The 25,520-nt window shown below is 57.9% G+C and carries 21 protein-coding genes; 10 read left to right on the top strand and 11 right to left on the bottom strand.

What is annotated here, in order from left to right:
* Nucleotides 1-152: 152 nt before the first annotated feature.
* Complete coding sequence (locus K9U38_RS08275; RefSeq protein WP_224493876.1) at nucleotides 153-1,124, top strand: heparan-alpha-glucosaminide N-acetyltransferase; 972 nt, start codon at nucleotides 153-155, stop codon at nucleotides 1,122-1,124.
* A gap of 3 nt (nucleotides 1,125-1,127) precedes the next feature.
* On the opposite strand, the gene K9U38_RS08270 is transcribed toward K9U38_RS08275, so the two are convergent.
* The 6 genes from K9U38_RS08270 to K9U38_RS08245 all read right to left on the bottom strand — a co-directional run bounded on the left by K9U38_RS08270 (nucleotide 1,128) and on the right by K9U38_RS08245 (nucleotide 7,209).
* Nucleotides 1,128-1,514, bottom strand: a complete 387-nt coding sequence (locus K9U38_RS08270) for a MerR family transcriptional regulator (RefSeq protein WP_224494080.1) — start codon at nucleotides 1,512-1,514, stop codon at nucleotides 1,128-1,130.
* A 123-nt stretch (nucleotides 1,515-1,637) separates the two neighbouring features.
* Nucleotides 1,638-3,050, bottom strand: a complete 1,413-nt coding sequence (gene mgtE, locus K9U38_RS08265; protein ID WP_224493875.1) for a magnesium transporter — start codon at nucleotides 3,048-3,050, stop codon at nucleotides 1,638-1,640.
* Between the two features lie 107 nt (nucleotides 3,051-3,157).
* Nucleotides 3,158-4,606 carry an aldehyde dehydrogenase family protein gene (locus K9U38_RS08260; protein WP_224493874.1) on the bottom strand — a complete coding sequence of 483 codons (1,449 nt, stop codon included), beginning with the start codon at nucleotides 4,604-4,606 and terminating at the stop codon, nucleotides 3,158-3,160.
* A gap of 161 nt (nucleotides 4,607-4,767) precedes the next feature.
* A complete protein-coding gene (locus K9U38_RS08255) occupies nucleotides 4,768-5,352 on the bottom strand; it encodes an anthranilate synthase component II (protein ID WP_224493873.1) in 585 nt (194 codons plus the stop codon).
* Nucleotides 5,349-6,755, bottom strand: coding sequence for an aminodeoxychorismate synthase component I (gene pabB / locus K9U38_RS08250; RefSeq protein WP_224493872.1), 1,407 nt, complete (start codon nucleotides 6,753-6,755; stop codon nucleotides 5,349-5,351). The genes K9U38_RS08255 and pabB overlap by 4 nt, the downstream gene beginning before the upstream one ends.
* A gap of 28 nt (nucleotides 6,756-6,783) precedes the next feature.
* Nucleotides 6,784-7,209, bottom strand: coding sequence for an Lrp/AsnC family transcriptional regulator (locus K9U38_RS08245; RefSeq protein ID WP_224493871.1), 426 nt, complete (start codon nucleotides 7,207-7,209; stop codon nucleotides 6,784-6,786).
* Nucleotides 7,210-7,374: 165 nt separating this feature from the next.
* Here K9U38_RS08245 and rocF point away from each other — a divergent pair, with 165 nt between their 5' ends.
* On the top strand, nucleotides 7,375-8,364 hold the full coding sequence (rocF, locus tag K9U38_RS08240) for an arginase (RefSeq protein ID WP_224493870.1): 990 nt from the start codon (nucleotides 7,375-7,377) through the stop codon (nucleotides 8,362-8,364).
* 21 nt (nucleotides 8,365-8,385) lie between these two features.
* On the top strand, nucleotides 8,386-9,594 hold the full coding sequence (gene rocD, locus K9U38_RS08235) for an ornithine--oxo-acid transaminase (RefSeq protein ID WP_224494079.1): 1,209 nt from the start codon (nucleotides 8,386-8,388) through the stop codon (nucleotides 9,592-9,594).
* Between the two features lie 55 nt (nucleotides 9,595-9,649).
* On the opposite strand, the gene K9U38_RS08230 is transcribed toward rocD, so the two are convergent.
* The 3 genes from K9U38_RS08230 to K9U38_RS08220 are packed head-to-tail and all read right to left on the bottom strand — an operon-like array spanning nucleotide 9,650 to nucleotide 15,814.
* The gene (locus K9U38_RS08230; RefSeq protein ID WP_224493869.1) at nucleotides 9,650-12,094 is read right to left on the bottom strand and encodes a GcvT family protein; all 2,445 of its coding nucleotides are present in this window, start codon (nucleotides 12,092-12,094) and stop codon (nucleotides 9,650-9,652) included.
* Nucleotides 12,091-14,538 carry a GcvT family protein gene (locus K9U38_RS08225; protein ID WP_224493868.1) on the bottom strand — a complete coding sequence of 816 codons (2,448 nt, stop codon included), beginning with the start codon at nucleotides 14,536-14,538 and terminating at the stop codon, nucleotides 12,091-12,093. The genes K9U38_RS08230 and K9U38_RS08225 overlap by 4 nt, the downstream gene beginning before the upstream one ends.
* A gap of 43 nt (nucleotides 14,539-14,581) precedes the next feature.
* Nucleotides 14,582-15,814: an aromatic ring-hydroxylating oxygenase subunit alpha gene (locus K9U38_RS08220; protein ID WP_224493867.1), complete on the bottom strand. Its 1,233-nt coding sequence runs from the start codon at nucleotides 15,812-15,814 to the stop codon at nucleotides 14,582-14,584.
* 152 nt (nucleotides 15,815-15,966) lie between these two features.
* Between K9U38_RS08220 and K9U38_RS08215 the strand changes: the two genes are divergently transcribed.
* Nucleotides 15,967-16,863, top strand: coding sequence for a LysR substrate-binding domain-containing protein (locus K9U38_RS08215; protein WP_224493866.1), 897 nt, complete (start codon nucleotides 15,967-15,969; stop codon nucleotides 16,861-16,863).
* A gap of 49 nt (nucleotides 16,864-16,912) precedes the next feature.
* Here the strand turns inward: K9U38_RS08215 and K9U38_RS08210 are convergent, their stop codons facing one another.
* A complete protein-coding gene (locus K9U38_RS08210) occupies nucleotides 16,913-17,398 on the bottom strand; it encodes a thioesterase family protein (RefSeq protein ID WP_224493865.1) in 486 nt (161 codons plus the stop codon).
* Between the two features lie 88 nt (nucleotides 17,399-17,486).
* Complete coding sequence (locus K9U38_RS08205) at nucleotides 17,487-18,470, bottom strand: GlxA family transcriptional regulator (protein ID WP_370631861.1); 984 nt, start codon at nucleotides 18,468-18,470, stop codon at nucleotides 17,487-17,489.
* Between the two features lie 76 nt (nucleotides 18,471-18,546).
* Here K9U38_RS08205 and K9U38_RS08200 point away from each other — a divergent pair, with 76 nt between their 5' ends.
* From K9U38_RS08200 to K9U38_RS08175, 6 genes are read left to right on the top strand one after another with little or no spacing between them, the layout of a single operon-like run.
* Nucleotides 18,547-19,452: a beta-keto acid cleavage family enzyme gene (locus K9U38_RS08200; RefSeq protein ID WP_224493863.1), complete on the top strand. Its 906-nt coding sequence runs from the start codon at nucleotides 18,547-18,549 to the stop codon at nucleotides 19,450-19,452.
* Between the two features lie 5 nt (nucleotides 19,453-19,457).
* Nucleotides 19,458-20,522, top strand: coding sequence for a carnitine 3-dehydrogenase (locus tag K9U38_RS08195; RefSeq protein ID WP_224493862.1), 1,065 nt, complete (start codon nucleotides 19,458-19,460; stop codon nucleotides 20,520-20,522).
* A 4-nt stretch (nucleotides 20,523-20,526) separates the two neighbouring features.
* Nucleotides 20,527-21,690 (top strand): acyl-CoA dehydrogenase family protein, encoded by a 1,164-nt coding sequence (locus K9U38_RS08190; protein WP_224493861.1) that lies wholly within the window; start codon nucleotides 20,527-20,529, stop codon nucleotides 21,688-21,690.
* An 11-nt stretch (nucleotides 21,691-21,701) separates the two neighbouring features.
* Complete coding sequence (locus K9U38_RS08185; protein WP_224493860.1) at nucleotides 21,702-23,777, top strand: acetate--CoA ligase family protein; 2,076 nt, start codon at nucleotides 21,702-21,704, stop codon at nucleotides 23,775-23,777.
* Complete coding sequence (locus tag K9U38_RS08180) at nucleotides 23,774-24,556, top strand: carnitinyl-CoA dehydratase (RefSeq protein ID WP_224493859.1); 783 nt, start codon at nucleotides 23,774-23,776, stop codon at nucleotides 24,554-24,556. Before K9U38_RS08185 ends, K9U38_RS08180 begins: the two co-directional genes overlap by 4 nt.
* A complete protein-coding gene (locus K9U38_RS08175; RefSeq protein ID WP_224493858.1) occupies nucleotides 24,553-25,503 on the top strand; it encodes an alpha/beta hydrolase in 951 nt (316 codons plus the stop codon). Before K9U38_RS08180 ends, K9U38_RS08175 begins: the two co-directional genes overlap by 4 nt.
* Nucleotides 25,504-25,520: the final 17 nt, after the last annotated feature.

Below are 25,520 nucleotides of genomic sequence, written 5' to 3'. Positions count from 1 at the left end.
TAGCAGTCAATCGAGCGACATAATATGTCTGTTTCATTGAAACTGTTGAAATATGTACGAAAAATCTTCCATGCCCGATCCCTGTGGTCCATGGATTTTACCGGCTAACTCACCTAGCCTGCCGCCACAGCCGCATTGATCGAGATCCTGTCATGAACCAAGCCGAGATTGTGAACACACCTGCGAAAACTCGTCTCGGCAAACTGGACGTGCTGCGCGGAATCGCCCTGTTGGCGATGGCGACGTATCATACGGGCTGGGATTTCGAGTTTTTCGGTTATCTGGAGTCGGGAACCACCGGGCACGGCGCTTGGAGACTCTATGCCCGTATCATCGCTTCGACTTTTCTGGTCCTGGTTGGCTTCAGCCTCGTTCTGGCACATGGGCGTGGAATTCGCTGGCGGCCGTTTGGCATTCGACTCGCCCAGATTGCTGCTGCTGCACTGGCGATCTCGGTTGCCACCTGGTATTTCACACCGGAAAGCTTCGTCTTCTTCGGCATCCTTCACCAGATCGCGGTTGCGAGTGTTCTTGGGCTGCTTTTCGTCAGGCTGCCGGCCCTCGTTATCGCCATGGCCGCAATTGCCGTCATCGTCGCTCCTCATTATCTGACATCGCCGAGATTCGATCCCCCGCTCTTCTGGTGGCTCGGGCTGTCGGAAATGATCATCCGATCAAATGATTATGTGCCTGTCTTCCCGTGGTTCGGTGCTGTGCTCGCCGGAATGGCGGCGGCCAAGGTCATGCAGCGTTATGACATGCTGACGTTGCTCGCGGGCGGCATTGTTCCCACGTGGCTCGATCGCTCATTGCGATTCATTGGACAGCACAGCCTGGCGTTTTATCTTGTTCACCAGCCGGTTCTGATCAGTTGCGTTTTCCTGATTTCGCAGCTTTTCCCGCCTGCCGTGGCAACCCCCCACGAAGTCTTTGGCAAGGCTTGCGTCCAAAGCTGTCAGATCGACAACGAGCCTGCTTTTTGCCGGGCCTTCTGTGATTGTGTGATAGGACAGACGGAAGCCCAAGGCGTTTTCGACGACGTCTTTTCAGGAAGACGCGACCAGAATGATCCGCAAATGCAGGAAATCGCCGGGGTCTGCACACAGGAAAACATGCCGCAGTAAGCGCTATGTGTTGACGCCAAGCTCCGCCAGCCGTTCGATGCATGCTTCCTCAACCTGATCGAGTTCGGCAAGGGTTTCTTCGATGTCCCTGCGCTTCTGGCGCAAGTCCGCCCGTTTCTCTTCAACGCGTTTCATCAAGAGGTGCAGTTGACCCATCTCGCCCGGTGGTTCGTTGTACATCTGGACGATCTCGTGGATTTCGGCGATCGAAAAACCCAGACGTTTGCCGCGCAGGATCTGTTTCAGCAAATGGCGGTCGGAAGGACGGAACAGACGTGTGCGGCCGCGACGGACAGGATGGATCAGGCCCTCATCTTCGTAGAACCGCAATGTGCGTGTAGATACGCCAAACTCCCGTGTCAGTTCCGTGATGGAATAATATTCGCGCATGACTGACACTGCTCTACATCCTGCAATATATCGATCTGATGTTTTGCCCACGCAATTACGTAAAAGTCAATTACACGATTGTGCTGGATTGTGAACTGCCGTCATTTCATCGGTGAATCGCTGCTACTTAAAACCAAACCACCAGGTGGCCAGCCCGAGAAACGACGAAAATCCGACCACGTCCGTCACGGTCGTCACGAATACCGCGGATGCAATCGCAGGATCGGCGCCGAAGCGGTGCAACAACAAGGGAATCAGTATTCCGCCCAGTGCCGCAGCGAGCATGTTGATGATCATTGCGGCGGCGATAATCCCGCCAATATTGCCGTTCTCAAACCAGAGACCTGCAACCGTGCCGATCATGATTGCGAAGATCACACCATTAATCAGGCCGACCGATGCTTCGCGGCGGATGATGCGACCGGCATTGTAGATATCCATGTCGCGTGTAGCGAGCGCCCGGACCGTAACCGTCATAGTCTGCGTCCCGGCATTCCCACCCATGGATGCGACGATGGGCATCAAGACGGCCAGGGCAACCATTTGTTGAATCGTGCCATCAAAAATGCCGATCACCGAAGCAGACAGGAAAGCCGTAAAAAGATTTATGACCAGCCAGGGCGTACGTGAGCGCGACGTGGACAAGACCGAATCCGACAGCTCTTCGTCACCAACACCGCCGAGACGCATGATATCTTCCTCGGCTTCTTCCTGGATGACGTCGACGATGTTTTCGATCGTCAGGACACCGACCAGACGTTCATTCTCGTCCACGACGGCTGCCGACAGAAGGTCGTATTGTTCAAAGATTTGCGCCGCCTCTTCCTGATCCATGGTGGCGGGAATCGCGTGACGCGTCTCATGCATTATCTCCTCGATCTTTTTATCCCGCCGCGTGCGCAGGATGCGATCGAGATCTATGGCGCCTAGCAGTCTGAACATCGGGTCAATGACAAAAATCTGCGAGAACGACTCCGGCAGATCGTCATTGTCGCGCATGTAATCGATCGTTTGCCCCACGGTCCAGAATGGCGGAACGGCGACGAATTCGGTCTGCATGCGACGCCCGGCGGTTTCCTCGGGGTAGCCGAGGGAGCGACGCAGGCGCACCCGCTCGGTAAACGGCAGTTGCGCCAGGATTTCATCGCGGTCTTCCTGGTCGAGATCTTCAAGAATGTAGACCGCGTCGTCGGAATCGAGTTCCTGGACGGCCTCTGCAATCTGCTCATTCGGCATCGCATCGACGATTTCGAGGCGGACGGCTTCGTCGACCTCGGTCAGCGAGGCGAAATCGAATTCATCGCCAAGGAGTTCGACCAGTGCGGCGCGCTGATCGGAATGCAGCGCCTCCAGAACGTGTCCAAGTTCCGACTGATGCAGCTTGCCGACGTGGGAGCGGAGATAGAGCACGTCTCGATCCGCAATGGCGGCACCGACCCGAGCCAGATAGGATGTTTTGACGGCACCGTCTTCACCATAGATGTCAGCGTCCTGCCCGTCAGTTGCGGAGTCTGGTAACCTCTCTGTTTCGTCCATTCTGTCCGCACCCGCCTTCCCGACAAAAGTTACGCAATGTCAGTTAGAGCAAAGGATACCGAAATGGAACTGGCGACATCCTTTGTCTTGCCTTCATTTTTGGTAGTTCAGGCAGCGCTGTCTTCCCAGCCGCTGATGGCTTTCACTTCAAGGAAGTCTTCCAGACCCCAATGACCACCCTCGCGGCCAATCCCGGACTGCTTGTAACCGCCAAACGGAGCATCCGCCGCATGCGACGCGCCGTTGATACGGACCATACCGGCGCGAAGCTGTTTCGACACGCGCCTGATTCGCTCTCGGTCGCCAGACTGGATATAGGCTGCAAGGCCGTAGGGCGTGTCGTTGGCGATCTCGACCGCTTCTTCTTCCGTGTCAAACGGGATCATGGCGAGGACCGGTCCAAAAATCTCCTCGCGTGCAATTGTCATGTCATTGCTGACGTCGGCGAAGACAGTCGGCCGTACGTAATAACCGCGATTGAAGCCTTCCGGACGCCCGGTCCCGCCTGCAATCAATCGAGCACCTTCCTTGATGCCCCGTTCGATCAGACCCTGCACCTTGTTGAACTGCATTTCCGAAACAAGCGGTCCCATGTGATCGCCATCGTCTGATGGATCGCCTACCTTCGTGGCCTTTGCCGCCGCAGCAGCGATCTCTGTCGCCTTGTCATAAACAGAACGCTCTACCAGCATGCGTGTCGGGGCGTTGCAGGACTGACCCGTGTTGTTGAAAACATGCGAGACACCGCGTGTGATGGCAGCCTCCAGGTCGGCATCTGCGAACACGATGTTGGGCGACTTGCCACCAAGCTCGAGCGAAACGCGCTTTACCGTGTCGGCGGCCGCCTTGGTGACTGCAACGCCGGCACGCGTCGAACCTGTAAAGGACATCATGTCGATGCCCGGATGGCGCGACATCGCTTCGCCGACCGTTGGACCATCGCCATTGACCAGATTGAACACACCGGCGGGCAGCCCGGACGCATCCACCATTTCGGCGAAGATAACCGAAGAAATCGGAGCAATTTCCGAAGGCTTCAAAATGACCGTGCAGCCTGCTGCGATTGCAGGAACAACTTTCAGGACTACCTGATTCATCGGCCAGTTCCACGGGGTGATCAGGCCGCAAACACCGATGGGTTCGTAGGCGATACGTGTTGTCCTGTTGCGCTCGTCGAGCGGCCGCTCGAATTCGAAGCTTTTGAGGGCCCGGATAAATGCCTTGATATGTGCCGTGCCCGATGCCGCCTGTTCGTCCAGCGCCATTTTGATTGGCGCGCCCATCTCGGATGAAATGGCTTTGGCCATGTCAGCGATGCGGGCTTCGTATACTGTAAGCAGACGCTCCAGCCACGACAGGCGCTCTTCACGGCTGGTGACGCTCCACGTAGTGAACGCCTTTCGCGCAGCCGTCACCGCCTTGTCGACATCGGCTGCGGAACCAAGCGAAATCACGGCGAAAGCCTGCTCATCGGCCGGATTGATCACCTCAAGCTCTTTTGCCGCCGCAGGAGCTATCCACTTACCATCGATATAGAAATCGGTTTTGCGAAACATGGCCAGTCTCCTGCCTGTTGATTTACGGATTTTCGTTTGATCGGGCGCGGAATGGCCCAGTACGTGTTCAGAACTGGTGTAACCGATCACGACCGGCACGACCAAGAGGAATATCGAACAAAGAGGCGAAAATAGCGGCGTGGTGCGACAAGCGTGTTCGTTCACCGCTTGTTGAACTGGCGTGACAAGCGAAGGAAGTTGCCAAGCATCGCGTGGCCATATTCCGTCAGAACGGATTCCGGATGGAACTGTACGCCGTAGGTGGGATGACTGACATGTGCCAACCCCATCACTTCACCCATCTCGGAGCGCGCAGTCACCCGCAAGGCGCTTTCGGCTTCGACAGATTCAACGATCAGGGAATGGTAACGCCCCGCACGAAACGGGCTTGGCAGACCCTTGAAAACACCGCTCCCGTCGTGATCAATTGCCGATGCGCGCCCGTGCATCGGTTCCTTTGCGCGAACTACCCGCCCCCCGAACACCTCACCGATGCACTGGTGGCCGAGACAGATGCCGAGCATCGGTATCTTGCCACTCAATGTCTCGATTATGTTCATGGATTGCCCTGCCTCACGCGGTCCGCATGGACCGGGTGACAGGACAATTGCTTGAGGATCGAGCTGTTCGGCTTCCCTTGCCGAAATGGCATCGTTGCGTATGACCCGTGTCTGAACACCGAGTTCGGCGAAATATCGAGCGACGGTAAAAACAAAAGAATCGTAATTGTCGATGATCACGATCATGGCACGCCGCCTTGATCGAACACACTGAATATGCGTTCTGCCTTGTCCAGGGTTTCCTGATACTCGGCTGCCGGATCGGACAAGGCCGTGATGCCACCACCCGCCTGGAATACCGCCTTGCCCCCCTGAAACAGCACCGTTCGAATACCAATATTGCTGTCGAAATTCCCGTTGAAACCGAGGAAGCCGATGGACCCGCAGTAGACCCCACGCGCTTCGCGTTCGATTTCCGTGATAATCTCCATGGCCCGAAGCTTGGGTGCACCGGTTATCGAACCGCCGGGAAAGGCTGCCCGGATCAGATCCATTAGCGAGTTACCGTGTGCAAGCCTCCCGGTGACAACCGAGACCAGGTGATGGACACTCGCATAGGATTCAAGGCCGCACAGTGTCGGCGTAAGCACGGAGTGAGGGCTACAGACTCTGGAAAGATCGTTTCGCATCAGATCGACGATCATCAGGTTTTCTGCGCGATCCTTCTCCGACTTGAGAAGCATCTCGGCCAAGGCATTGTCTTCATTGCGATCCGCGGAACGAGGAACAGTCCCTTTGATTGGTCTCGTCTCGACCTGATCACCTCTCACCGACAAAAAGCGCTCCGGCGAACTGGAAGCGATAACGATATCACCGTGATCGAGAAAAGCCGCAAAAGTCGCGGCGTTTCTCTGCCTCAGATTCTTGTAGAATTCCCACGGTTCAAAGGATGCTGGCAGATCCGCCATGAAGCGCTGGGCGATGTTGGCCTGGAAGATGTCGCCATCGAGAATATACGTGATGACTTTCGCAACCGCCTCCATATAGCTGTCACGTTCAAAATTGGATTGCCATCCCGCTCGTGGGATGCGGTTGACTGATGGGGCCAGAATGCTGTCCGACTCAAATTCCTGCCTGATGCGGGCGGAGAAGAACTCTGACCGTTTGGCGGCTTTTCTTGACTGCTTTTCCTTATCGTTTTCGGGAAGTCCTGACGAAAGAAGCCAGACCCTTTGCGTTGCATGATCGAAAGCAAGCACGACATCATAAAAGTACCAGACAGCGTCTGGCATCGGTCCTTGCACTGGGATACCCGGCTGCGGCAACCGCTCGAGCAGCCTTCCGAATTCATAGGAGAAGTAACCCATGGCTCCTCCCTGGAATGGCGGAGCCCCTGCCTCATCATCCAGTCGATAAAGCTCGAGATAATGCGTCATGGCGTCCAGGGGCGGCAGATTGACAAGAGCGCCGTTCAGGCGGGCAACGCCATCCTCGACAACCAGCTTGCCAAACGGATCGGCCGCCACATAGGAGTAGCGGCCAAGCTTGTCGTGGTGCATCGCGCTGTCAAGGAAGCCCAATCCGCCAAGTGACCGCAAACGTTCGGCTGCATCGACCGGCTCCAGCCATGGAATTTCAAGTACGTGCAAGCACCAATCTCCCTTTCGAGCGCCCAGCCTATCCGCTCTTGCGCGTCGATAGAAGGATACTTGTTTCAGTCGAAGTGATTCCGTCAATATGGCGGATGTCGCGCAGTGTCCGGTCGAACGCCTCCAAGGTTTCCACCTCGATCTCGGCAACTATATCCCAGCGCCCGTTCGTCGTATGCAGAGCCCGTATCTCCGGAAAACCCTGCAATCGTCGCACGACTTTTTCTGCCGCCTGCCCTGCCACCTCGATCATCGCTACAGCGCGCACCCCATAGATGCCGGCGCCCGCCTTGAGCGTAACCGTAAATCCCTGAATCGTTCCATCTGTAGCCAGTTTGCCAATGCGTGTCCGCACCGTTGCACGCGAGATGCCCAGAAGCGTCGCCATGGACGATACCGGCATGCGGCAGTCGTCGCGCAGCAAGGACAAGAGTTTGCGGTCAACATCATCCATGGTGTGCCAATCTGGTCAACTTGATTTCGCAAAGTGCGCATGAAGATGCGCATTTCTATCAGGATGCTGTCTTTTTGTCACCGCTCTGAAGTGCCATCATGGTGGTTGAAACGTGATATTCTCTTTTCAATACTTCCATTCAAACGCGGGATACGGCGGTTGTTGATGAACATGCAAAGCAATTTCGAAGACTTACCCAAACAGAAGCTGACAATCATTGGCGCGCCCATCGAGGAAGGTGCCGGACGGCTCGGCGCTCTGATGGGTCCTGCAGCATTACGGACGGCTGGCCTCATCAGGACACTTGAGGAACTCGGCCATCCGGTCGAAGATCGCGGAGATCTGCGGCTGCCGAAGCAACTGCCTGTTGTCCCGACGGTTGCCGGCCTCGCGCACCACATCGAACGGATCGCTGCCTGGTCTCGCATGCTGAGCGCCGAGACCTACGATGCCATGTCCAAAGGAACCTTTCCGGTCATCCTCGGGGGCGACCACAGCCTCTCCATGGGTTCGGTGACCGGTGTTGCCCGCTATTGTGAGGAACACAACCGGGAATTGTTCGTCCTCTGGCTGGACGCCCACTCCGATTTCAACACTCCCGCCACTTCCCCATCGGGCAACATGCATGGCATGTCGGCCGCCCTGCTGTGCGGTGAACCTGGTCTGGAGGGCGTGTTCGGCGACGAGCCGAAGGGTTTCGTGAAGCCGGAAAACCTGCATCTTTTCGGCATCCGTTCGATCGACTCGACGGAACGCATATTGTTACGTGAACGCGGTATTGACGTCATCGACATGCGCAAGATCGATGAGTTCGGTGTCGCCAAGCTCATGCGGGGCATCATTGAGCGGGTGCAGAAGGCCAATGGCGTCCTCCACGTCAGCTTCGACGTTGATTTCATAGACCCGTCGCTCGCGCCGGGCGTCGGCACCACCGTTCCTGGCGGCGCAACCTTTCGCGAAGCCCATCTGATCATGGAGCTGCTGCATGATTCCGGCGTTGTCGGTTCGCTTGACGTGGTCGAGTTGAATCCGTTTCTCGATGAGCGCGGCAAGAGTGCACTGCTACTCGTCGATCTCGTCGCCAGCATTTTTGGCCGGCAGATTTTTGACAAGCCCACACTGGTAGACCAGAGCACGACCGCTCTGAACGTATAAGCTCGCAAGGAGGATATTTTGCTGCACACCGCCGCTGACCTGATCTCAACTGAATCCCGTCTCGGGGCTCACAACTACAAGCCCTTGGACGTGGTGCTGGAGCGCGGTGAAGGCGTGCACGTTTGGGACATCGATGGCAATCGCTATCTCGACTGCCTGTCCGCCTATTCGGCTGTCAATCAGGGTCATTGCCACCCGAAGATCCTGAAGGCCATGACCGAACAGGCCAGCAAACTGACCTTGACCTCCCGTGCCTTTCGCAACGACCAGTTGGCGCTCTTCTATGAAGAACTGGCTGCCCTCACCGGATCACACAAGATACTGCCGATGAACAGTGGTGCAGAGGCAGTAGAAACGGCCATCAAAGCCGTACGCAAATGGGGCTACGAGGTTAAAGGCGTGCCTGAGGACGCAGCCGAGATCATCGTCTGCTCGAACAACTTCCACGGACGCACGATGGGTATCGTCGGTTTCAGCACCGATCCTACTGCTCGAGAAAATTTCGGCCCATTTGCGCCGGGCTTCAGGATTGTTCCCTTCGGCGACATCGATGCATTTGCTGCGGCCCTGACTCCGAACACCGTGGGTTTCCTTGTCGAGCCTATCCAGGGCGAGGCCGGCGTGATCATTCCGCCGCATGGCTATTTTACCAAGGTGCGAGACCTTTGCACACAGCACAATGTGACGCTCATACTGGATGAAATTCAGACGGGGCTTGGTCGCACTGGTGCACTGCTAGCCGAAGAGCATGAGGGCATTGAGGCTGACGTGACGCTGATCGGCAAAGCCCTTTCCGGCGGCTTCTATCCTGTGTCGGCCGTACTGTCTAACAGCGATGTCCTTGGCGTGCTCAAACCGGGCCAGCATGGCAGCACTTTTGGCGGTAACCCGCTCGCCTGCGCGATTGCCCGGGCAGCCCTTCGTGTTCTCACCGAAGAAAACATGATTGAAAATTCCCGTATCGAAGGGGAATACTTCTTGCAGCAGCTGAAGGGCATTCGCAGCAACATCGTCAGGGATGTCCGCGGCCGCGGATTGATGCTCGCGGTCGAACTGCACCCGGAGGCGGGCGGCGCCAATCGCTTCTGCAACGAACTCAAGACACGCGGTGTTCTTGCCAAGGATACCCACGGCGACACGATCCGCATCGCTCCTCCACTGCTTATCAAGCGCGACCAGATCGACTGGGCGTTGGAGCAGTTCGAAGCGGTCCTGACCAGCGTGAACTAAGATTGTGGTGCGTGGTTCATAGCGAGCTTGTCCAGCTACAAACCACGCACTACCACTACATCCTCACTCGTTCGGCCTTGGGATCATACATAGGCTTGAGTGATGCTTCGGCCCTCACGCGTGTGCCGGCTATCTCGATTTCGTAATTCGATGCCAGCACCTGCTCGGGGCTTTGCCCCCCACTCGGGACATAACCAAGTCCGATGGCACCTCCGAGATGATGGCCATAATTGCCGGACGTGATTGTTCCCACGATCACACCGTCGCGGACGATAGCCTCGTTATGGAAAAGCAGCGGCTCGGCATCAAGCAACCGAAATTGAACGAGCCTTCGGTCGAGCCCTTTATCCTTCTTGCGCAGTACGGCCTCGCGGCCGATGAAGTCACCCTTGTCAACCTTGACCGCAAAGCCCAATCCGGCTTCGAGCACATGGTCCTCATCGGTGATATCGTGGCCGAAATGCCGGAAGGCTTTTTCGATACGGCAGGAATCGAGCGTGTGGAGGCCACACAATTTCAGGCCGATATCCCTGCCCGCCTCTTCGATCGTTTCGAAGACATGCGCTGTCTGGTCCGTCGAGACATAAAGCTCCCAGCCAAGTTCTCCGACATAGGTCACCCGATGCGCGCGGGCCAACCCCATGCCGATCTCGATCTCGCGCGCTGTGCCGAACGGATTGGCCTCGTTGGAAAAATCATTCGGACTGATCGTCTGGATCAGCTCGCGCGATTTTGGCCCCATCAGGCAGAGCACGGACTCAGCCGCCGTCACGTCGGTGATCACCACGAATTCATCCCTGACGTGCTTGCGCAGCCATGCAAGGTCGCGCTGCAGCGTTGCACCGGGAACGACAGCGAAAAACGCCGTTTCGGACAGTCTTGTGATCGTAAGGTCGCTCTCGATGCCTCCGCGATTGTTGAGCATCTGCGTATAGACGATACGGCCCGGCTCAACGTCCAGTTGATTGGCGCAGAGCTTCTGCAGGAATGTCAGGGCATCGCGACCCTCGATGCGGATCTTGCCGAAGGAAGTCATGTCGAACAGGCCAACGCCGTTGCGGACCGCAAGATGTTCGTCACGCTGATTGTCGAACCAGTTCTGGCGTTTCCACGAATAGCGGTACTCGCGCTCCTGGCCCTCCCGCGCGAACCAGTTGGCGCGTTCCCATCCCGCTACCTCGCCAAACACTGCGCCGCGCTGTTTCAGGTGTTCGTGTATCGGTGAGCGCCGGACATTGCGCGATGTGGCCATCTGCCGGTAGGGAAAATGATCGGCATAGAGCAGACCCAGCGTCTCTGAAACACGCTCCTTCAGATAACGCCTGTTCTTCTGGAATGGCTGCGCGCGACGAATATCCACTTCCCACAGGTCGAAAGGGGCTTCGCCGTCGTGAATCCATTGCGCCAGAGCCATTCCCGCACCGCCGGATGATACAATGCCGATGGAGTTGTAACCTGCGGCTACCCAATAGCCTCCTAGCTCCGGTGCCTCGCCTAGGTAGTAGCGATCGTCGGGCGTGAAGCTTTCCGGACCGTTGAAGAACGTATGGATGCCTGCCGTGCCGAGCATCGGCATCCGGTTGACGCCCATTTCGAGGATGGGCTCGAAATGCTCGAAGTCCTCAGGCAACTGGTCGAAGCAGAAGTCTTCGGAAATTCCGTTCATGCCCCAAGGCTTGGCCACGGGTTCGAAGGCGCCGAGCATCATCTTGCCGGCATCTTCCTTGTAGTAGGCACACTCGTCCGGCACGCGCAGCACCGGCAACCGGCCCAAGCCCTCGATCGCTTCGGTTACAAGGTAGAAGTGCTCGCACGCATGCAATGGCACCGTGACGCCCGACATGGCCGCCAGGTCGCGCGCCCACATCCCGGCGCAGTTGATGACGACGTCGGTTTCAATCGTGCCGTGCTCATCTCCCTTGGCCCAAGAAACGCCCGCAACACGACCATTCCTCTTCAGAACATTCGTCACCTTCACGTTTTCGACAATCCGGGCACCGCGTTGGCGCGCACCCTTGGCCAATGCCATGGCGATGTTGGCCGGATCGCACTGGCCATCGAGCGGCAAATGGACTGCGCCGACCACATCCTCAACGTTAAGATGAGGATACATCTCCTTGACTTCCCTTGGAGATATTTCCCGAACGTCGACATCAAATGCCCGAGCCAGCGAGGCCTGCCGATAGATCTCGTGCTTGCGCTCCTCTGTTAACGCAACGGTGATCGAGCCCACCTGGCGCATGCCGGTCGCGACTTCTGTTTCTGCCTCCAGTCTGACGTAGAGGTCAGCGGAGTACTTGGCGAGGCGCGTCATGTTCTGTGACGCGCGCAATTGCCCGATGAGCCCGGCTGCATGCCAGGTGGTCCCGGACGTAAGCTGCTTGCGTTCAAGCAGGACAATGTCCGTCCAGCCGAGCTTGGCGAGGTGATACGCAACGGAGCAGCCCGAAACGCCCCCGCCAATGATGACTGCCCTTGCCTTTGTGGGAAGCGAACTCATACGCGGATTCTTTCGTTCTTGGGATCCCACAGCGGCTGATCCGGATGGACAGTTGCCTTGTAGCGCTCGCCGAAGATCTCCACTTCAACCTCCGTTCCGGGTTCGGCCAGCCCTGTGTTGAGCATGCCAAGGGCGATTGACTTGTCGATCCGGTGACCCCAGCCGCCGGAAGTCGTTTCACCGACGATTTTGCCGTCGTGCCAGAGGGTGGACATATAGGGCGTATCACAGTCACCGGCGTCGACAGTCAGTGTAACGAAGCGCTTTTTCACGCCCTGCTGCTTCTCGCGTTCCAGCGCCGCCTTGCCGATAAAGTCCGGCTTCTCCCACTTGATGAAGCGATCCAAGCCGCTCTGCAACGGCGTGTAGTCGGTCGACAGGTCACCCTTCCACGCCCGATAGCCCTTTTCCAGCCGCAGTGAATCCAGGGCAAACATACCGAATGGTTTGATGCCGTACTTCTGTCCGGCCTCCCACACCGCATCGAAGATCGCCGCGGTATCGCCGACCTTGGTATGGACTTCCCAGCCGAGTTCGCCGGCAAATGACACACGCACCAGTTGGCAATAGCGCCCAGCAATCTGCGTGGTTTGGTGCGTAAGCCAAGGCTTTCCGAGGTCGGCATCGCAAATGTCGCGGAACAGATCCCGGGCTTTTGGTCCCGTGACGATCTGGCAGGAGAAATCTTCGGTTACATTCGTGATCGATATGGAACTGTTTGTCGGTAGATGCTTCATCAGCCAGTCACGGTCATGCCACTCGGCAACGCCGGCGGTGATCAAGAAGAACAGGTCCTCATCGATGGCCATGATCGACATTTCCGTGACAACGCGGCCCTTGTCATCGGCGAAGTAGCCGAGGCCGATCCTGCCAGGCTTCGGCACGATGCCAGTGATGAGCGTCGAGAGCCATTCGCGTGCACCCTCGCCGCTGACGCGGTAACGCGAAAAGCCCGGCAGGTCGAGAACACCGACAGCATCGCGCACGGCATGGCACTCTTCGCGGATGCGCTTGTGCCACGGTCCATCGCGCCGGAAAGTTTGCGTCGACTCCTCCGAGGTGTCATCACCTGGCTGCGCATACCAGTTTGCGCGTTCCCAGCCGTTGTAAACGCCGAACTGAGCATCCAATGCTGCAATCCGATCGTGGATCGGCGACAGTTTTTTGTTGCGTCCCGCTGGCCACGCATGACGCGGGAAATGGATCGCATATTCGTGGCCGTAAACCTCCAGCCCCTTGGCGACACAATAGTCATGGTCAGTGAAACCCGTGAACCGGCGGGGATCGCATGACCACATGTCCCATTCCGTCGCACCTTCCATTACCCATTCGGCCAGAACCTTGCCTGCCCCCCCGGCCTGCGCAATACCGAAGGTGAAAACACAGGCCTCGAATGCATTTGGAACTCCCGGCATCGGACCGATCAAAGGATTTCCGTCGGGAGCGTAGGGAATAGGTCCGTTGATCACCTTCGACAGCCCTGCCGTTCCGAGGATCGGCACGCGGGCAATCGCGTCATTCAGGTACCAGTCGAGACGTTCCAGATCATCGGGAAACAGCTGGAAGGAAAAATCGTCAGGCATCGGATCATCGGCGGTTACCCAGTGCGCACGGCAATTGCGCTCATAGGGTCCGAGGTTCATGCCGTTCTTTTCCTGGCGAAGGTAATAGGATGAATCCACATCGCGCAGCAGCGGCAGTTTGTGTCCCTGTTCCCTGCTCCATGCGGCGATTTCCGGAATTTCGTCGAAGAGCAGATATTGATGGCTCATCACCATCATCGGAACGTCCCGGCCAAAAAGCTTGCCGATTTCCTGTGCGCGGTAGCCTGCGGCATTCACCACATACTCGCAGCGTATGTCTCCTTGTGGCGTCGAGATAACCCACTCGTCATTGTCCCGCCGGGCGCCGGTCACAGGGCAGAAGCGGATGATTTTCGCACCCATGTCGCGGGCGCCCTTGGCCAGCGCCTGGGTCAGTTGCGCCGGATCAATGTCGCCATCATTCGGATCGTAGAGCGCGCCAGCCAGTTCATCCGTAGCGATGAAAGGATAGCGCCCGTTGATTTCATCGACGCCGAGGACATCGATATCCATGCCCTGGTAGCGACCCATGCTCTTGACCCGCTGGAATTCGCGCATGCGCTCCTTCGTGTGGGCGAGCCGCAACGAACCGGTGACATGATAATTCATCGGGTAATCGACTTCGGCAGCAAGGCCGCGATAGAGCTCGGCGGAATAGCGCTGCATGTTCATGACCGACCATGACGCTGAAAAAGTCGGAACGTTGCCGGCCGCATGCCAGGTAGACCCGGAGGTCAGTTCGTTCTTTTCAAGCAACACACAGTCGGTCCAGCCAGCTTTGGCCAGATGATAAAGCGCGGATACGCCGACAGCACCGCCACCGATGATGACGACGCGCGCCGACGTTGGAAAATCAGACATAAAAAGTCTCCCGTGGTCTCATGCTCTGTTGGGGGAAGGCTGTTCAGGCCCGCCCGATTTCATCGAGGTACCACTGGATGTACCGCAATTCGTTATACTCCATGGGGGCGATCGGTCCCGGCACGAAATAATGGGACCGGACGCCGCGGGCCGTATGCTCGATGATCGCCTTGTCCTCGGCAGTCGTCACCTTCCAAAGCCAAGTCAGCTTGTCGAGGTTGTAATCCTTTCCCTCTTCAGCGTCACCGCGCACCAGCCAGATCAACTCCATCTCGCATGTATCGACCGTCTTCGGAATGAACCGGTAGATCATCCCGTGATCAGGATAACAAACAAGGAAACTGGTACCGCCAAGATGGATCGACGTTACACCGCCGTCGAACTCTGTAAATCTCCCCATGAGCGGCCCAATGGGCGAGCCGTCTTCGCTACCGCTCGAAACACCATCATAAAGGGCGTACCGGAACGTGTGGATCGCCTCCTTGCCCTGCGCGGAACTCTGCCAGTGATCGCCAGTTGCGATATCGATGCCAAGGGCGCAGGTGCGCTGCTCCATTTTCGCATTGAGCTCGACAATCTTTTCAGCCGGCTGCTCCAGCGCGTGGGTCTGCGAATATTCCGGATGTGCCGGGCCACAGTGGTAACATTCCACATAGTTTTCGACGGCAAGCTTCCAGTTGGCATCCACGGCATAGGTCTCGCGGTGCGCGACTTTCGCGTCTGCCCAGCCATACTGGCCACAGGTCGTGCGAAGCGATTGCTCGATGATCGAGAAGTCGAGCGGCTCGTCCGCAAAGCAGATGAAGATCAGCCCTTCCGCCACGCGCACATGCAGCTTCTTCAGACCATGTGCACTCCGGTCGAAGTCTTTTGGCATCAGCCGCGCGGCGCGCAGGTTCCCATCGTTTGCATAGGTCCATGCATGGTAGGGGCACACAAAGAACCGCGCATTGCCTTTCGGCTTGGTGCAGACCTCTGCGCCACGGTGCCTGCATACATTGAGGAAGGCATGGATTGAGCCGTCCTCAGTGCGAGAGACAATCACAGCTTCCGTATCCAGCTTGAAGAGCTCAAAGTCGCCGGAATTGGGGATAATGCTCGCATGCCCGATGCAGTGCCAATGGCGGCGAAACAAACGCTCCATGTCCCGCGCGTAGACATCCGGGTCCATGTAGAATGCACGCGCAAGGCCATGGCCGGGCCGATGCTCGGCAATCAGGCGATCAATCTTGTCCAGAGACGGTGCGATATCCGCCAATGCCTGTTCTGCACCCATGTCATTCTCCGAAAAAGATGATGTTCCCGGACGCTTTTTATTCGTGGTTGCGTCGCAGATTAGAATGATTCCGCATTGCGCAGCATTCAAGCGACGGTTACTCATAGAGACATGAATTATTCTCAAGCATTTGATTTCGGACCTAGTTGGCGATGATGTCGAAGCCTCGCATACCGCCACTTGGCTCGTTGCGGGCCTTCGAGGCCTCGGCACGGCTGTTGAGTTTCCGGCTCGCCGGTGATGAGTTGGGCGTGACACAGTCGGCAATCAGCCATCGTATCGCCGAGCTGGAGACGATCCTTGGTGTAAAGCTCTTCGAACGCTTGCCACGGGGTGTCTCGTTGACTGACGCAGGCACACTTTATTATCCCTACATGCGCGACGCCTTCGAAAAGATCGCCCGTGGGACTGCGTTGATCAATCGCATCGGAACCGCAGATGATTTGGCTCTCGAAACCTATGCGACCTTCGCCATTCGGTGGTTGATCCCTCGCCTGACCGAGTTTCGTAAGGTTAGCCCCAACCTCGCCATACGTATCGGAACCAGTCAGCTTGACTGGGAACTGAACATCGACAGCTCCGACATCGGGATCATCCACACAACACGGCCGGAGCGAATGAACCTGCACTATCGCCAGCTGGTGAAAGCCGAGATGTATCCGGTATGCAGCCCACAGGTTGCAGCCAGGATTGGTGTGGACGCGGGAACGAAAGCCCTGAACCGGGTCCCGCGACTTGCGCTTTATACGGCACCGGAGGACTGGGGAACCTGGCTGGAAGCGGCGGCCATGACCGATTCCGGCCAGGCGGTCACGTTGAAATTCGATACCTATCTTGCCGCCCTGCAATCAGCACTCGATGGCCAGGGACTGGTTGTCGCACCGGACTTTCTCGTGGCAGATGACATCAAGGCGGGCCGCCTTGTCGCACCATTCAACCACAAGGTTCCTCAGCCCGGAGCCTGGTACATGATCTGCCGCAAGGAGCGCATGGGTGAAGCCAGAATTCGGCAATTCGAACGGTGGCTTGTCGAGCAGTTCGGCGGATGAGGTTCTTCAGTGCGTGGTTCGATGCAGGAACTATAATTCACCACGAAACCTACTTCCGCCTGATGCCGATCGACCGCCCGACACGCGCCGGTACAGGAAGCTTCGAATGCGCTTCCTTGTAGAGTGCGAGCTTCGGCAGCACGTCTTCCGGGAACGGGCTTACCTTCGGCCCGCTCATGTCGACATGCAGTGAGAGGACCTCCGCTGTAGCAGCAACCCAACCATCTCTGTGCACGATCTCGCTGTAGACATGCAGGCGCTTGCCGTCATAATCGATGAGTTGGCTCGTCACGGTCACAACATCGTCAAGATGAATTTCCTGCACGTAGCAGACATGCACTTCGGCCGTGTAGATCGTCAGCTTTCGCTCTGCGGCATAATTCGGCCCGAAACCGAGTTCCGCCAGGAACTCATCACCGCCGCGGTCGAACACCACGTTATAGTAGGCCATGTTCAAATGGCCATTGTAGTCGATCCATTCCTTCTCGATGGCAATCGGCGTGGAATGATACAATTGTCCTTCTGAACTCTGCATGACGTGTTTCCTCGGTGGGGCGCGATCTATCCGATCAGCGGCAGTTGAACCATGGTTGACTTGCCTGTCGCTTTGTCAAAAACGACACTTATTGAACAGGGCGCAGGGCGCTCGGCGGCCTGCCTTCGAAGCTTTTGAAGGTGCGTGTAAATGCTGCAGCCGAGGAAAACCCGGTCCGGGCTGCGATGTCAGCGAGTGGCGATTTGGTATCCGTGATCAATCGGCGGGCCACCTTCAAGCGCAAACGCAGATAGTAGCGGCCGGGCCCCTCGCCCACGGCCTTGGCGAATATTTTCTCAAGGCTACGGGCGCTAAGACCACAGCGCCTCGCGATGGCACCTACAGTCAGCGGCTGCTCAATGTGGCTCTCCATCAGACGGACCGCGCTGGCGAGCTTCGGGTGGACGTCATCGAGGCGCCCGAGAGAAACCAGTGGTTGCGCCTCACTTGACGCATGGGCTTCATCATAGATGAACACACTCGCCACATCGAGAGCAACGGACATGCCGTAACGTGACCGGATCAGGTGCAGCATCAGGTCGAATGTCGGCGAAGCGCCGCCACTCGTGAACACAGGCCCATCGATCACATATCGATCCGGCCTGACATCTGCTTCGGGGAACTCCGCGGTAAACTCCTCCATATCCTCCCAGTGGGTCGTCGCCTTGCGTCCTGAAAGCAAGCCGGCCCGCCCGAGCAACCAGGAGCCGGCCTCGATACCACCAATCATCTGATAGTTATGGACAGCACGCCGGAGATTTGCCGTGAAGGTGGTCCGCGCAATGTCGGATGTACCAAACCCTCCGACAACCAGCAGCATATCGCTTTTCTCCGATGCATCGAAGGAGTCCGAAACTGCAATTGGGAGGCCGCACGTGGTCATTGCCGGCTCGCCGTCGAGCGAAACGATACGCCAATTGAAAAGATTGCTACCCGAGACGCGATTCGCCGCACGCATCGGGTCTATTGTTGATGCCACGCACATCAGCGAAGCACCGCTGAAGACCAGAACGGTTACATCCAGCGGTTGGGCATTTGGCAAAAAGAGTGGCGAAATTTCGCTATTCATCAATTCCTATTCGTATATTGCAAAGCATAACTTGGCAATCGCGGCATGATCGGGCCAACAAGAAAATGGGAGCAGAGCTATGGGACTTACCCCCAATCGCGAAGTATTCATCACCTGCGCCGTGACCGGAGCCGGCGATACGACTGGCCGTTCCGACAAGGTCCCGGTGACCCCGCGCCAGATTGCCGACGAGTGTATAGCCGCGGCTAATGCAGGCGCAGCCATCGCACATATTCATGTCCGCGATCCAAAGACAGGCAAAGGCTCGCGCGACATTGCGCTTTATTCGGAAGTCGTTGAGCACATCAAAGCGTCCGGCGTCGACATGGTGTTGAACCTCACAGCAGGCATGGGCGGCGACCTTACACTCGGCAGCGTCGAACAGCCGATGCCGCCCTCGCCCAACGGCACCGATATGGCCGGCGCAACGGAGCGTCTCGAACACGTGGCCAAGCTTCGCCCGGAAATCTGCACGCTCGATTGCGGCACGATGAACTTCGGAGAAGGCGATTATGTCATGACCAACACGCCGGCCATGCTGAAAGCGATGGCGGCGCAGATCAAGGCTCTGGGTGTAAGACCGGAAGTCGAAATCTTCGATACGGGGCACCTGCTCCTCGCCAAGTGGCTCTATGACCAGAAATTGCTCGAGGATCCCGTCATGGTGCAGCTCTGCATGGGTATTCCCTGGGGCGCCCCCGACGATATCAACACGCTGCTGGCGCTGACCAATAATCTTCCGTCGAACTGGACGTTCTCGGCCTTCTCCATCGGCCGTAACCAGATGCCCTATGCGGCAATGGCGATGCTGGCCGGTGGCAATATCCGCGTTGGCCTTGAAGACAACATCTGGCTCGACAAGGGCGTTCTCGCCACCAATGGTCCGCTGGTTGAGCGCGCTGTCAAAGTCGCGGAAGGCATGGGCGCAAGGATTCTTGGACCCAACGATGTCCGCGAGCGCATGAAATTGACGAAGGGCTGGTAAGTATCATGGCAGGTATTCGCAAGGCCGCTGCTGTAGGTGGCGGCGTTATTGGTGCGGGCTGGGTAGCGCGGCTCATTCTCAACGGCATTGACGTATCCATCTTTGATCCGGACCCGGAGGCCGAGCGCAAAGTCAGCGAGGTGATGAAAAACTCTCGCCGCGCGTACAAAGCCATGCTGCCAAATGGTCTGCCGAAGGAAGGCAAGCTGACATTTGCCAAGTCGATCGAAGAAGCCGTCGCTGGCGCCGACTTCATTCAGGAAAGTGTGCCTGAACGGCTGGAACTGAAGCACAAGGTGCTGGCGGAAATCGACAAGCATGCGGCTGTCGACGCAATCGTCGGTTCTTCCACTTCTGGTATCCTGCCATCCGACATGCAGACAGCGATGAAGCATCCGGAACGGCTGGTCGTCGGCCATCCCTATAACCCTGTCTACCTGTTGCCGCTCGTAGAGATTGTTGGTGGCAAGCAGACATCCCCGGATGCGGTTGAAAGGGCACGTGAACTTTATACTTCGATTGGCATGAAGCCAGTGGTCATCCGCAAGGAGATCGAAGCATTTGTCGGCGACCGCCTGCTCGAGGCCGTCTGGCGCGAATCGCTTTGGTTGATCAAGGACGACATTACTACCGTTGAAGAACTCGATGACATCATGCGCTATTCGTTCGGCATTCGCTGGGCACAGATGGGCATGTTCCAGGTCTACCGTGTTGCGGGCGGCGAAGCTGGCATGCGTCACTTCATCGCCCAGTTCGGACCGTGCCTTTCCTGGCCATGGACCAAACTCATGGATGTACCGGAACTGACCGAAGAACTCGTCGACAAGATTGCCAACCAGTCGGACGAGCAGGCCCATGGCCTTTCGATCCGCGAACTCGAACGCATTCGCGACGACAATCTGGTTGCGATCATGGAAGCGCTGTCCCGCCAGAACAAGGGCAAGGGCTGGGGTGCCGGCGAACTGTATAATGACTACACCAAGCGCCTCACGAAGTTGGCGCAGAAGCCGCCAATTTCCAAGGCGGCCGCAAAAGCCAAAACGAGCAAGCCCAAAAAGAAGAAGGGGTGAGACCATGGATTTCGGTCTTTCGGAGGAGCAAAGGCTGATCGTCGATACGACGCGATCCTTTGTCGAGAACGAACTCTATCCGCATGAAGCAGAGGTCGAGCGCACCGGCGTGCTGCGCAAGGAACTTGCGGACGAACTCAAGCGGAAGGCGATGGAGGCTGGGCTCTATGCCGCCAACATGCCGGCGGAGGTCGGAGGCGCCGGTCTCGATACCGTGACCTGGCTGCTGTACGAAAAGGAACTCGGACGTGCCAATTATGCCCTGCATTGGACCTGCGTTGGACGCCCTTCCAATATTCTCCTTGCCGGGACGGACGCCCAGAAGGAGAAGTACCTCTACCCCTGCATCCGCGGCGAAAAATCCGACTGCCTTGCCATGACGGAACCGGGAGCGGGTTCGGACCTGCGCGGTATGAAGGCAACCGCCGTCGAAAATGGCGGTGACTGGATCATCAACGGCACGAAGCACTTCATCAGCCATGCGCTGGAGGCCGACTTCGTCATCCTTTTCGTTGCCTCCGGCGAGGAAGAAACGCCGCGCGGCAAGAAAAAGAAGATCACAGCCTTCTTCGTCGACAAGGGCCACCCTGGCATGACGATCCGCGAAGGCTATCGGAACGTCTCGCATCGCGGCTACACCAATGCGATCGTTGAATTCGACGATTGCCGCCTTCCGAACGAGCAGATACTCGGCGAAGTGCACAAGGGCTTCGAAGTTGCCAATACCTGGCTCGGCGCCACGCGCCTTCAGGTGGCGGCAACGTGCCTCGGGCGTGCCGAACGGGCGCTTGGCCACGCGATTGAATATGCCGCTCAACGAGAACAGTTCGGCCAGCAGATCGGCAAGTTCCAGGGCGTTTCGTTCAAGCTGGCGGATATGGCCACCGAGTTGAAAGCCGCGGATCTCCTTACATTTGAGGCGGGCTGGAAGTTCGATCAGGGAACCGTTACCGACCAGGACATGGCCATGGCCAAGCTCAAGGCGACGGAGATGCTCGCCTTCGTCGCCGACGAGGCGATCCAGATCCATGGCGGGATGGGCCTGATGGATGATCTGCCGCTTGAGCGTATATGGCGCGACGCCCGGGTCGAGCGCATCTGGGAAGGTACGTCCGAGATTCAGCGGCACATCATTTCGCGCGCCCTGCTCCGCCCGCATGGCGCATAACGGAGCATCTCATGGCGCATAAGCTCGACCGTCTGCTCCGGCCAAAATCAATTGCCGTCTTCGGCGGCCTCCAGGCAACAGAAGTCATCAAGCAATCCCGGAAGATGGGTTTCGCCGGTGAGATATGGCCGGTGCACCCCAAGCATGATGAAATTCTTGGCCTCAAGGTCTACCGTTCCGTTGCCGATCTGCCGGGCAGCCCGGACGCAGCCTTCATCGGTGTCAATCGCTTTCTGACGCTCGATATCGTGCGCGACCTGCGTAAAGCCGGTGCCGGCGTTGCCGTCTGCTATGCTTCGGGCTTCCTCGAGGCGGGGGCCGACGATGCGGACGGCGCAAGGCTGCAGGATGAACTGGTCGAAGCGGCCGGTGACATGCCGATCATTGGCCCGAATTGCTATGGCCTGATCAACTACTGCGACGGCGCCCTGCTCTGGCCCGATCAGCATGGCGGGAGGCGGCTTGGCCCTGACGAACGCGGCGTTGCCATCATCACACAGTCCTCCAATATTGCCATCAACATGACGATGCAGACCCGCGGCCTGCCCATCGCCCATGTCATGACAGCCGGCAACCAGGCGCAGACCGGCCTTCCGGACATGGCCATCGCGCTGCTCGAGGACGACCGGGTTACTGCGCTGGGGCTCCATATCGAAGCGTTCCAGTCGGCCGCAAAGTTCGAGGCGCTGGCCAAACGAGCCCGCGAACTTGACAAGCCGATCGTTGCGATGAAGGTCGGCCGCTCCGCCCAGGCCAGAGCCGCAACAGTGTCGCACACAGCTTCGATGGCGGGCTCAGACGCAGCCTCCGAAGCCTTCCTCAAGCGGCTCGGAATTGCGCGCGTCAACTCGATCGCATCGTTCCTGGAAACGCTGAAACTACTGCACGTGCACGGACCACTCGATGGCACCACGCTGTGCTCCATGAGCTGTTCGGGCGGCGAGGCATCGGTGATGGCTGACAGTGCCGAGGGACGTAGCGTTCATTTCCCCGCTCTGACGCCCGAACACCGCGCCCATGTGAAAACAACGCTCGGTCCGCTCGTTGCGGTCGCCAATCCGCTCGATTACCACACCTTCATCTGGAACAATGAACCGGCGCTGACGGACACTTTTACCGCCATGGTCTCCGGTGGATTTTCCCTCAGCTGCCTGGTTCTCGACTTTCCCCGCAACGATCGCTGCTCCGACGTCGACTGGTGGTCCACCGTGCGCGGCTTTGCCAGCGCGCTGAAGACCAACCATGCGAAGGGCGCCATCGTCGCTTCCCTCCCCGAGAACATTCCCGAACGATATATGGCCGGTCTGATGGCACAAGGCATTGCGCCTCTCTGTGGAATTACCGAAGCCTTCGATGCGGCGGAAGCCGCTGCCTTTATTGGCGAGGCCTGGAAAAAACCCGCGGCTCCCGCTGTCGCCGTGCCGAAAGCAGCATCCGCACGCGACCTGACCACGCCGGACGAGGCATCGGCCAAGGAAATCTTGAGACATGCGGAATTGCCGGTGCCGGATGGCTACCGGTGTGCGACAACCGCCGACGCTGTCGCGGCCGCCGAGCGGCTTGGTTATCCCGTGGCACTCAAGGCACTTGGAATTGCCCACAAATCCGAACACAATGCGGTGCGCCTCAATCTGAAGGATGCCGTTGAGGTCAGAACCGCTGCGGATGATCTCTCTGGCCTCGGCACCGGTCTTTATGTCGAGCGCATGGTGACCGGTGGTGTTGCCGAATTGATCGTCGGCATTGTCGACGACCCGCAGTTCGGTCCAGTGATGACTCTCGGCACCGGCGGCGTTCTCGTGGAACTGCTACAAGACACGGCAACGGTGCTCCTGCCATCGAGCCGAAATGACATCGAGACGGCGTTGCGCTCGTTACGCATGTTCCCGCTGCTCGATGGCTATCGCGGCAAGCCGAAGGCGGATCTTGACGCCGCTCTCGATGCAATCATGGGTATCGCGGCATTTGCCGTGAACAATTCCGGTGGAATCGTCGAACTTGATATCAACCCGCTGCTCGTTTGCGGCGAGGATAAAGGCGCTTGGATCGCCGATGCACTGCTGGTCACTAAGGGAGAGCTGAAATGAGCGATGTGGTACGCACAAGGCGTGAAGGTGGCATTCTCGAAGTCACGCTGGACCGGCCGAAAGCCAATGCCATCGATCTGATGACAAGCAGGCTCATGGGCGAGACCTTCAAGAAGTTCCGCGACGATCCGGAATTGCGTGTCGCCATCGTACAAACCGAAGGCGACAAGTTCTTCTGCGCCGGCTGGGACCTGAAGGCAGCTGCCGGCGGCGACGCCGTCGATGGTGATTATGGGGTCGGCGGGTTCGGCGGCCTGCAGGAACTGCTCGACCTCAATAAGCCGGTCATAGCTGCCGTGAACGGTATGGCTGTAGGTGGCGGCTTCGAACTGGCCCTCTCCTGCGATCTGATTTACGCCTCCGATCATTCAAGCTTCGCCCTGCCGGAAATCCGCGCTGGAACGCTGGCCGATGCCGCGACAGTAAAGTTGCCTAAGCGCATTCCCTATCACGTCGCGATGGATCTGCTGCTCACCGGACGCTGGATGGATGTCACCGAGGCGCACCGCTGGGGCCTTGTCAATGAGGTCTTGCCAAAAGACAAGCTCATGGAACGGGTCTGGGAGATTGCGCGGATGCTTGAGAGCGGACCGCCGCTGGTCTTTGCTGCCATCAAGGAAGTCGCACGCGAGGCCGAGAGCATGAATTTCCAGGACGCCATGAACTGGATTACCAAGCGCAAATTCCGTACTGTTGATACGCTTTACGCGTCCGAGGACGGACAGGAAGGCTTCAAGGCCTTTGCCGAGAAGCGCGACCCCGTATGGAAGGGAAGATGACGACCGACTATTCGGTTCTGATCGACGACGAGACATGGGCGTTCATCGAACGCACCAACAGTTTCTATCAACCCGATGCCGTTGATCTCTCGGTCGCACGGCAGCGGGAGATCTACAATACAATGTGCCAGGCATTCTTCGCCGGCTACCCCAAGGAGGTATCGTCGGCCGACGAGTTCATCAACAGCGGCAATCACAAGATCCCCATCCGGGTCTACCAAAAACATGGTGTCGATCCCGATGCTATCTGCCTCTATTTCCATGGCGGAGGATTCGTCGTTGGCGGACTTGAGAGCCACGACGATGTTTGCGCCGAATTGTGCGACGGCACAGGCTACCGCGTGATCTCGACCGACTACAGGCTTGCACCCGAACACTTGCATCCCTCGGCTTTCAGGGATTGTCTTGCGGCCTTCGAACATGTTGCCTCAAGCCACGAACAGCCCATCGTGCTTTGCGGCGACAGCGCGGGCGCCAATTTGGCGGCTGCCGTTTCGCATCATGTGCGCCGCCACGATCGCGCGCCGATCGGCCAGGTGCTTGTCTATCCGGCGTTGGGCGGCTCGACCGAGCAGGGTTCCTACATCACCCATGCCGATGCCCCGATGCTGAGTACGCGCGACACACGCTACTATGTCGAACTGCGTGGTGGCGGCTTCAACTGGTCTACGGACCCGCGCTTCGCACCTCTTAACGATACCGACTTCAGCGGCCTTCCCGATACGATCGCGATCTCTGCCGAGTGCGATCCGGTATCCGATGACGGCCGGCACTATTGCGACAAAATCCTGGCGGCAGGCGGCAAAGCGATCTGGAACAGCGAGCCCGGCCTGGTGCATGGCTACCTGCGTGCACGCCATAGCGTCGAGCGAGCCCGTGCCAGCTTCCGTCGGATCGTCACCGCCGTACACCTGCTTGGACAGAAGCGCTGGCCAGGCCAGCTTTAGCATCTGCGGGTCGGGAC

Source organism: Phyllobacterium lublinensis, from assembly GCF_020164435.1.
Taxonomy (GTDB): domain Bacteria; phylum Pseudomonadota; class Alphaproteobacteria; order Rhizobiales; family Rhizobiaceae; genus Phyllobacterium; species Phyllobacterium lublinensis.
This window is presented reverse-complemented; position numbering and strand designations above follow the sequence as displayed.

What these genes read in the sequence shown, in the direction of transcription:
- K9U38_RS08260 (WP_224493874.1), bottom strand. Translation starts at nt 4,606, where the DNA reads ATGTTTCGCAAAACCGATTTCTATATCGATGGTAAGTGGATAGCTCCT.
- K9U38_RS08275 (WP_224493876.1), top strand. Translation starts at nt 153, where the DNA reads ATGAACCAAGCCGAGATTGTGAACACACCTGCGAAAACTCGTCTCGGC.
- mgtE (WP_224493875.1), bottom strand. Translation starts at nt 3,050, where the DNA reads ATGGACGAAACAGAGAGGTTACCAGACTCCGCAACTGACGGGCAGGAC.
- K9U38_RS08220 (WP_224493867.1), bottom strand. Translation starts at nt 15,814, where the DNA reads ATGGGTGCAGAACAGGCATTGGCGGATATCGCACCGTCTCTGGACAAG.
- K9U38_RS08180 (WP_224493859.1), top strand. Translation starts at nt 23,774, where the DNA reads ATGAGCGATGTGGTACGCACAAGGCGTGAAGGTGGCATTCTCGAAGTC.
- K9U38_RS08210 (WP_224493865.1), bottom strand. Translation starts at nt 17,398, where the DNA reads ATGCAGAGTTCAGAAGGACAATTGTATCATTCCACGCCGATTGCCATC.
- K9U38_RS08190 (WP_224493861.1), top strand. Translation starts at nt 20,527, where the DNA reads ATGGATTTCGGTCTTTCGGAGGAGCAAAGGCTGATCGTCGATACGACG.
- K9U38_RS08270 (WP_224494080.1), bottom strand. Translation starts at nt 1,514, where the DNA reads ATGCGCGAATATTATTCCATCACGGAACTGACACGGGAGTTTGGCGTA.
- K9U38_RS08215 (WP_224493866.1), top strand. Translation starts at nt 15,967, where the DNA reads ATGATGTCGAAGCCTCGCATACCGCCACTTGGCTCGTTGCGGGCCTTC.
- K9U38_RS08175 (WP_224493858.1), top strand. Translation starts at nt 24,553, where the DNA reads ATGACGACCGACTATTCGGTTCTGATCGACGACGAGACATGGGCGTTC.
- K9U38_RS08195 (WP_224493862.1), top strand. Translation starts at nt 19,458, where the DNA reads ATGGCAGGTATTCGCAAGGCCGCTGCTGTAGGTGGCGGCGTTATTGGT.
- K9U38_RS08200 (WP_224493863.1), top strand. Translation starts at nt 18,547, where the DNA reads ATGGGACTTACCCCCAATCGCGAAGTATTCATCACCTGCGCCGTGACC.
- K9U38_RS08230 (WP_224493869.1), bottom strand. Translation starts at nt 12,094, where the DNA reads ATGAGTTCGCTTCCCACAAAGGCAAGGGCAGTCATCATTGGCGGGGGC.
- rocF (WP_224493870.1), top strand. Translation starts at nt 7,375, where the DNA reads ATGAACATGCAAAGCAATTTCGAAGACTTACCCAAACAGAAGCTGACA.
- K9U38_RS08245 (WP_224493871.1), bottom strand. Translation starts at nt 7,209, where the DNA reads ATGGATGATGTTGACCGCAAACTCTTGTCCTTGCTGCGCGACGACTGC.
- K9U38_RS08255 (WP_224493873.1), bottom strand. Translation starts at nt 5,352, where the DNA reads ATGATCGTGATCATCGACAATTACGATTCTTTTGTTTTTACCGTCGCT.
- K9U38_RS08185 (WP_224493860.1), top strand. Translation starts at nt 21,702, where the DNA reads ATGGCGCATAAGCTCGACCGTCTGCTCCGGCCAAAATCAATTGCCGTC.
- K9U38_RS08225 (WP_224493868.1), bottom strand. Translation starts at nt 14,538, where the DNA reads ATGTCTGATTTTCCAACGTCGGCGCGCGTCGTCATCATCGGTGGCGGT.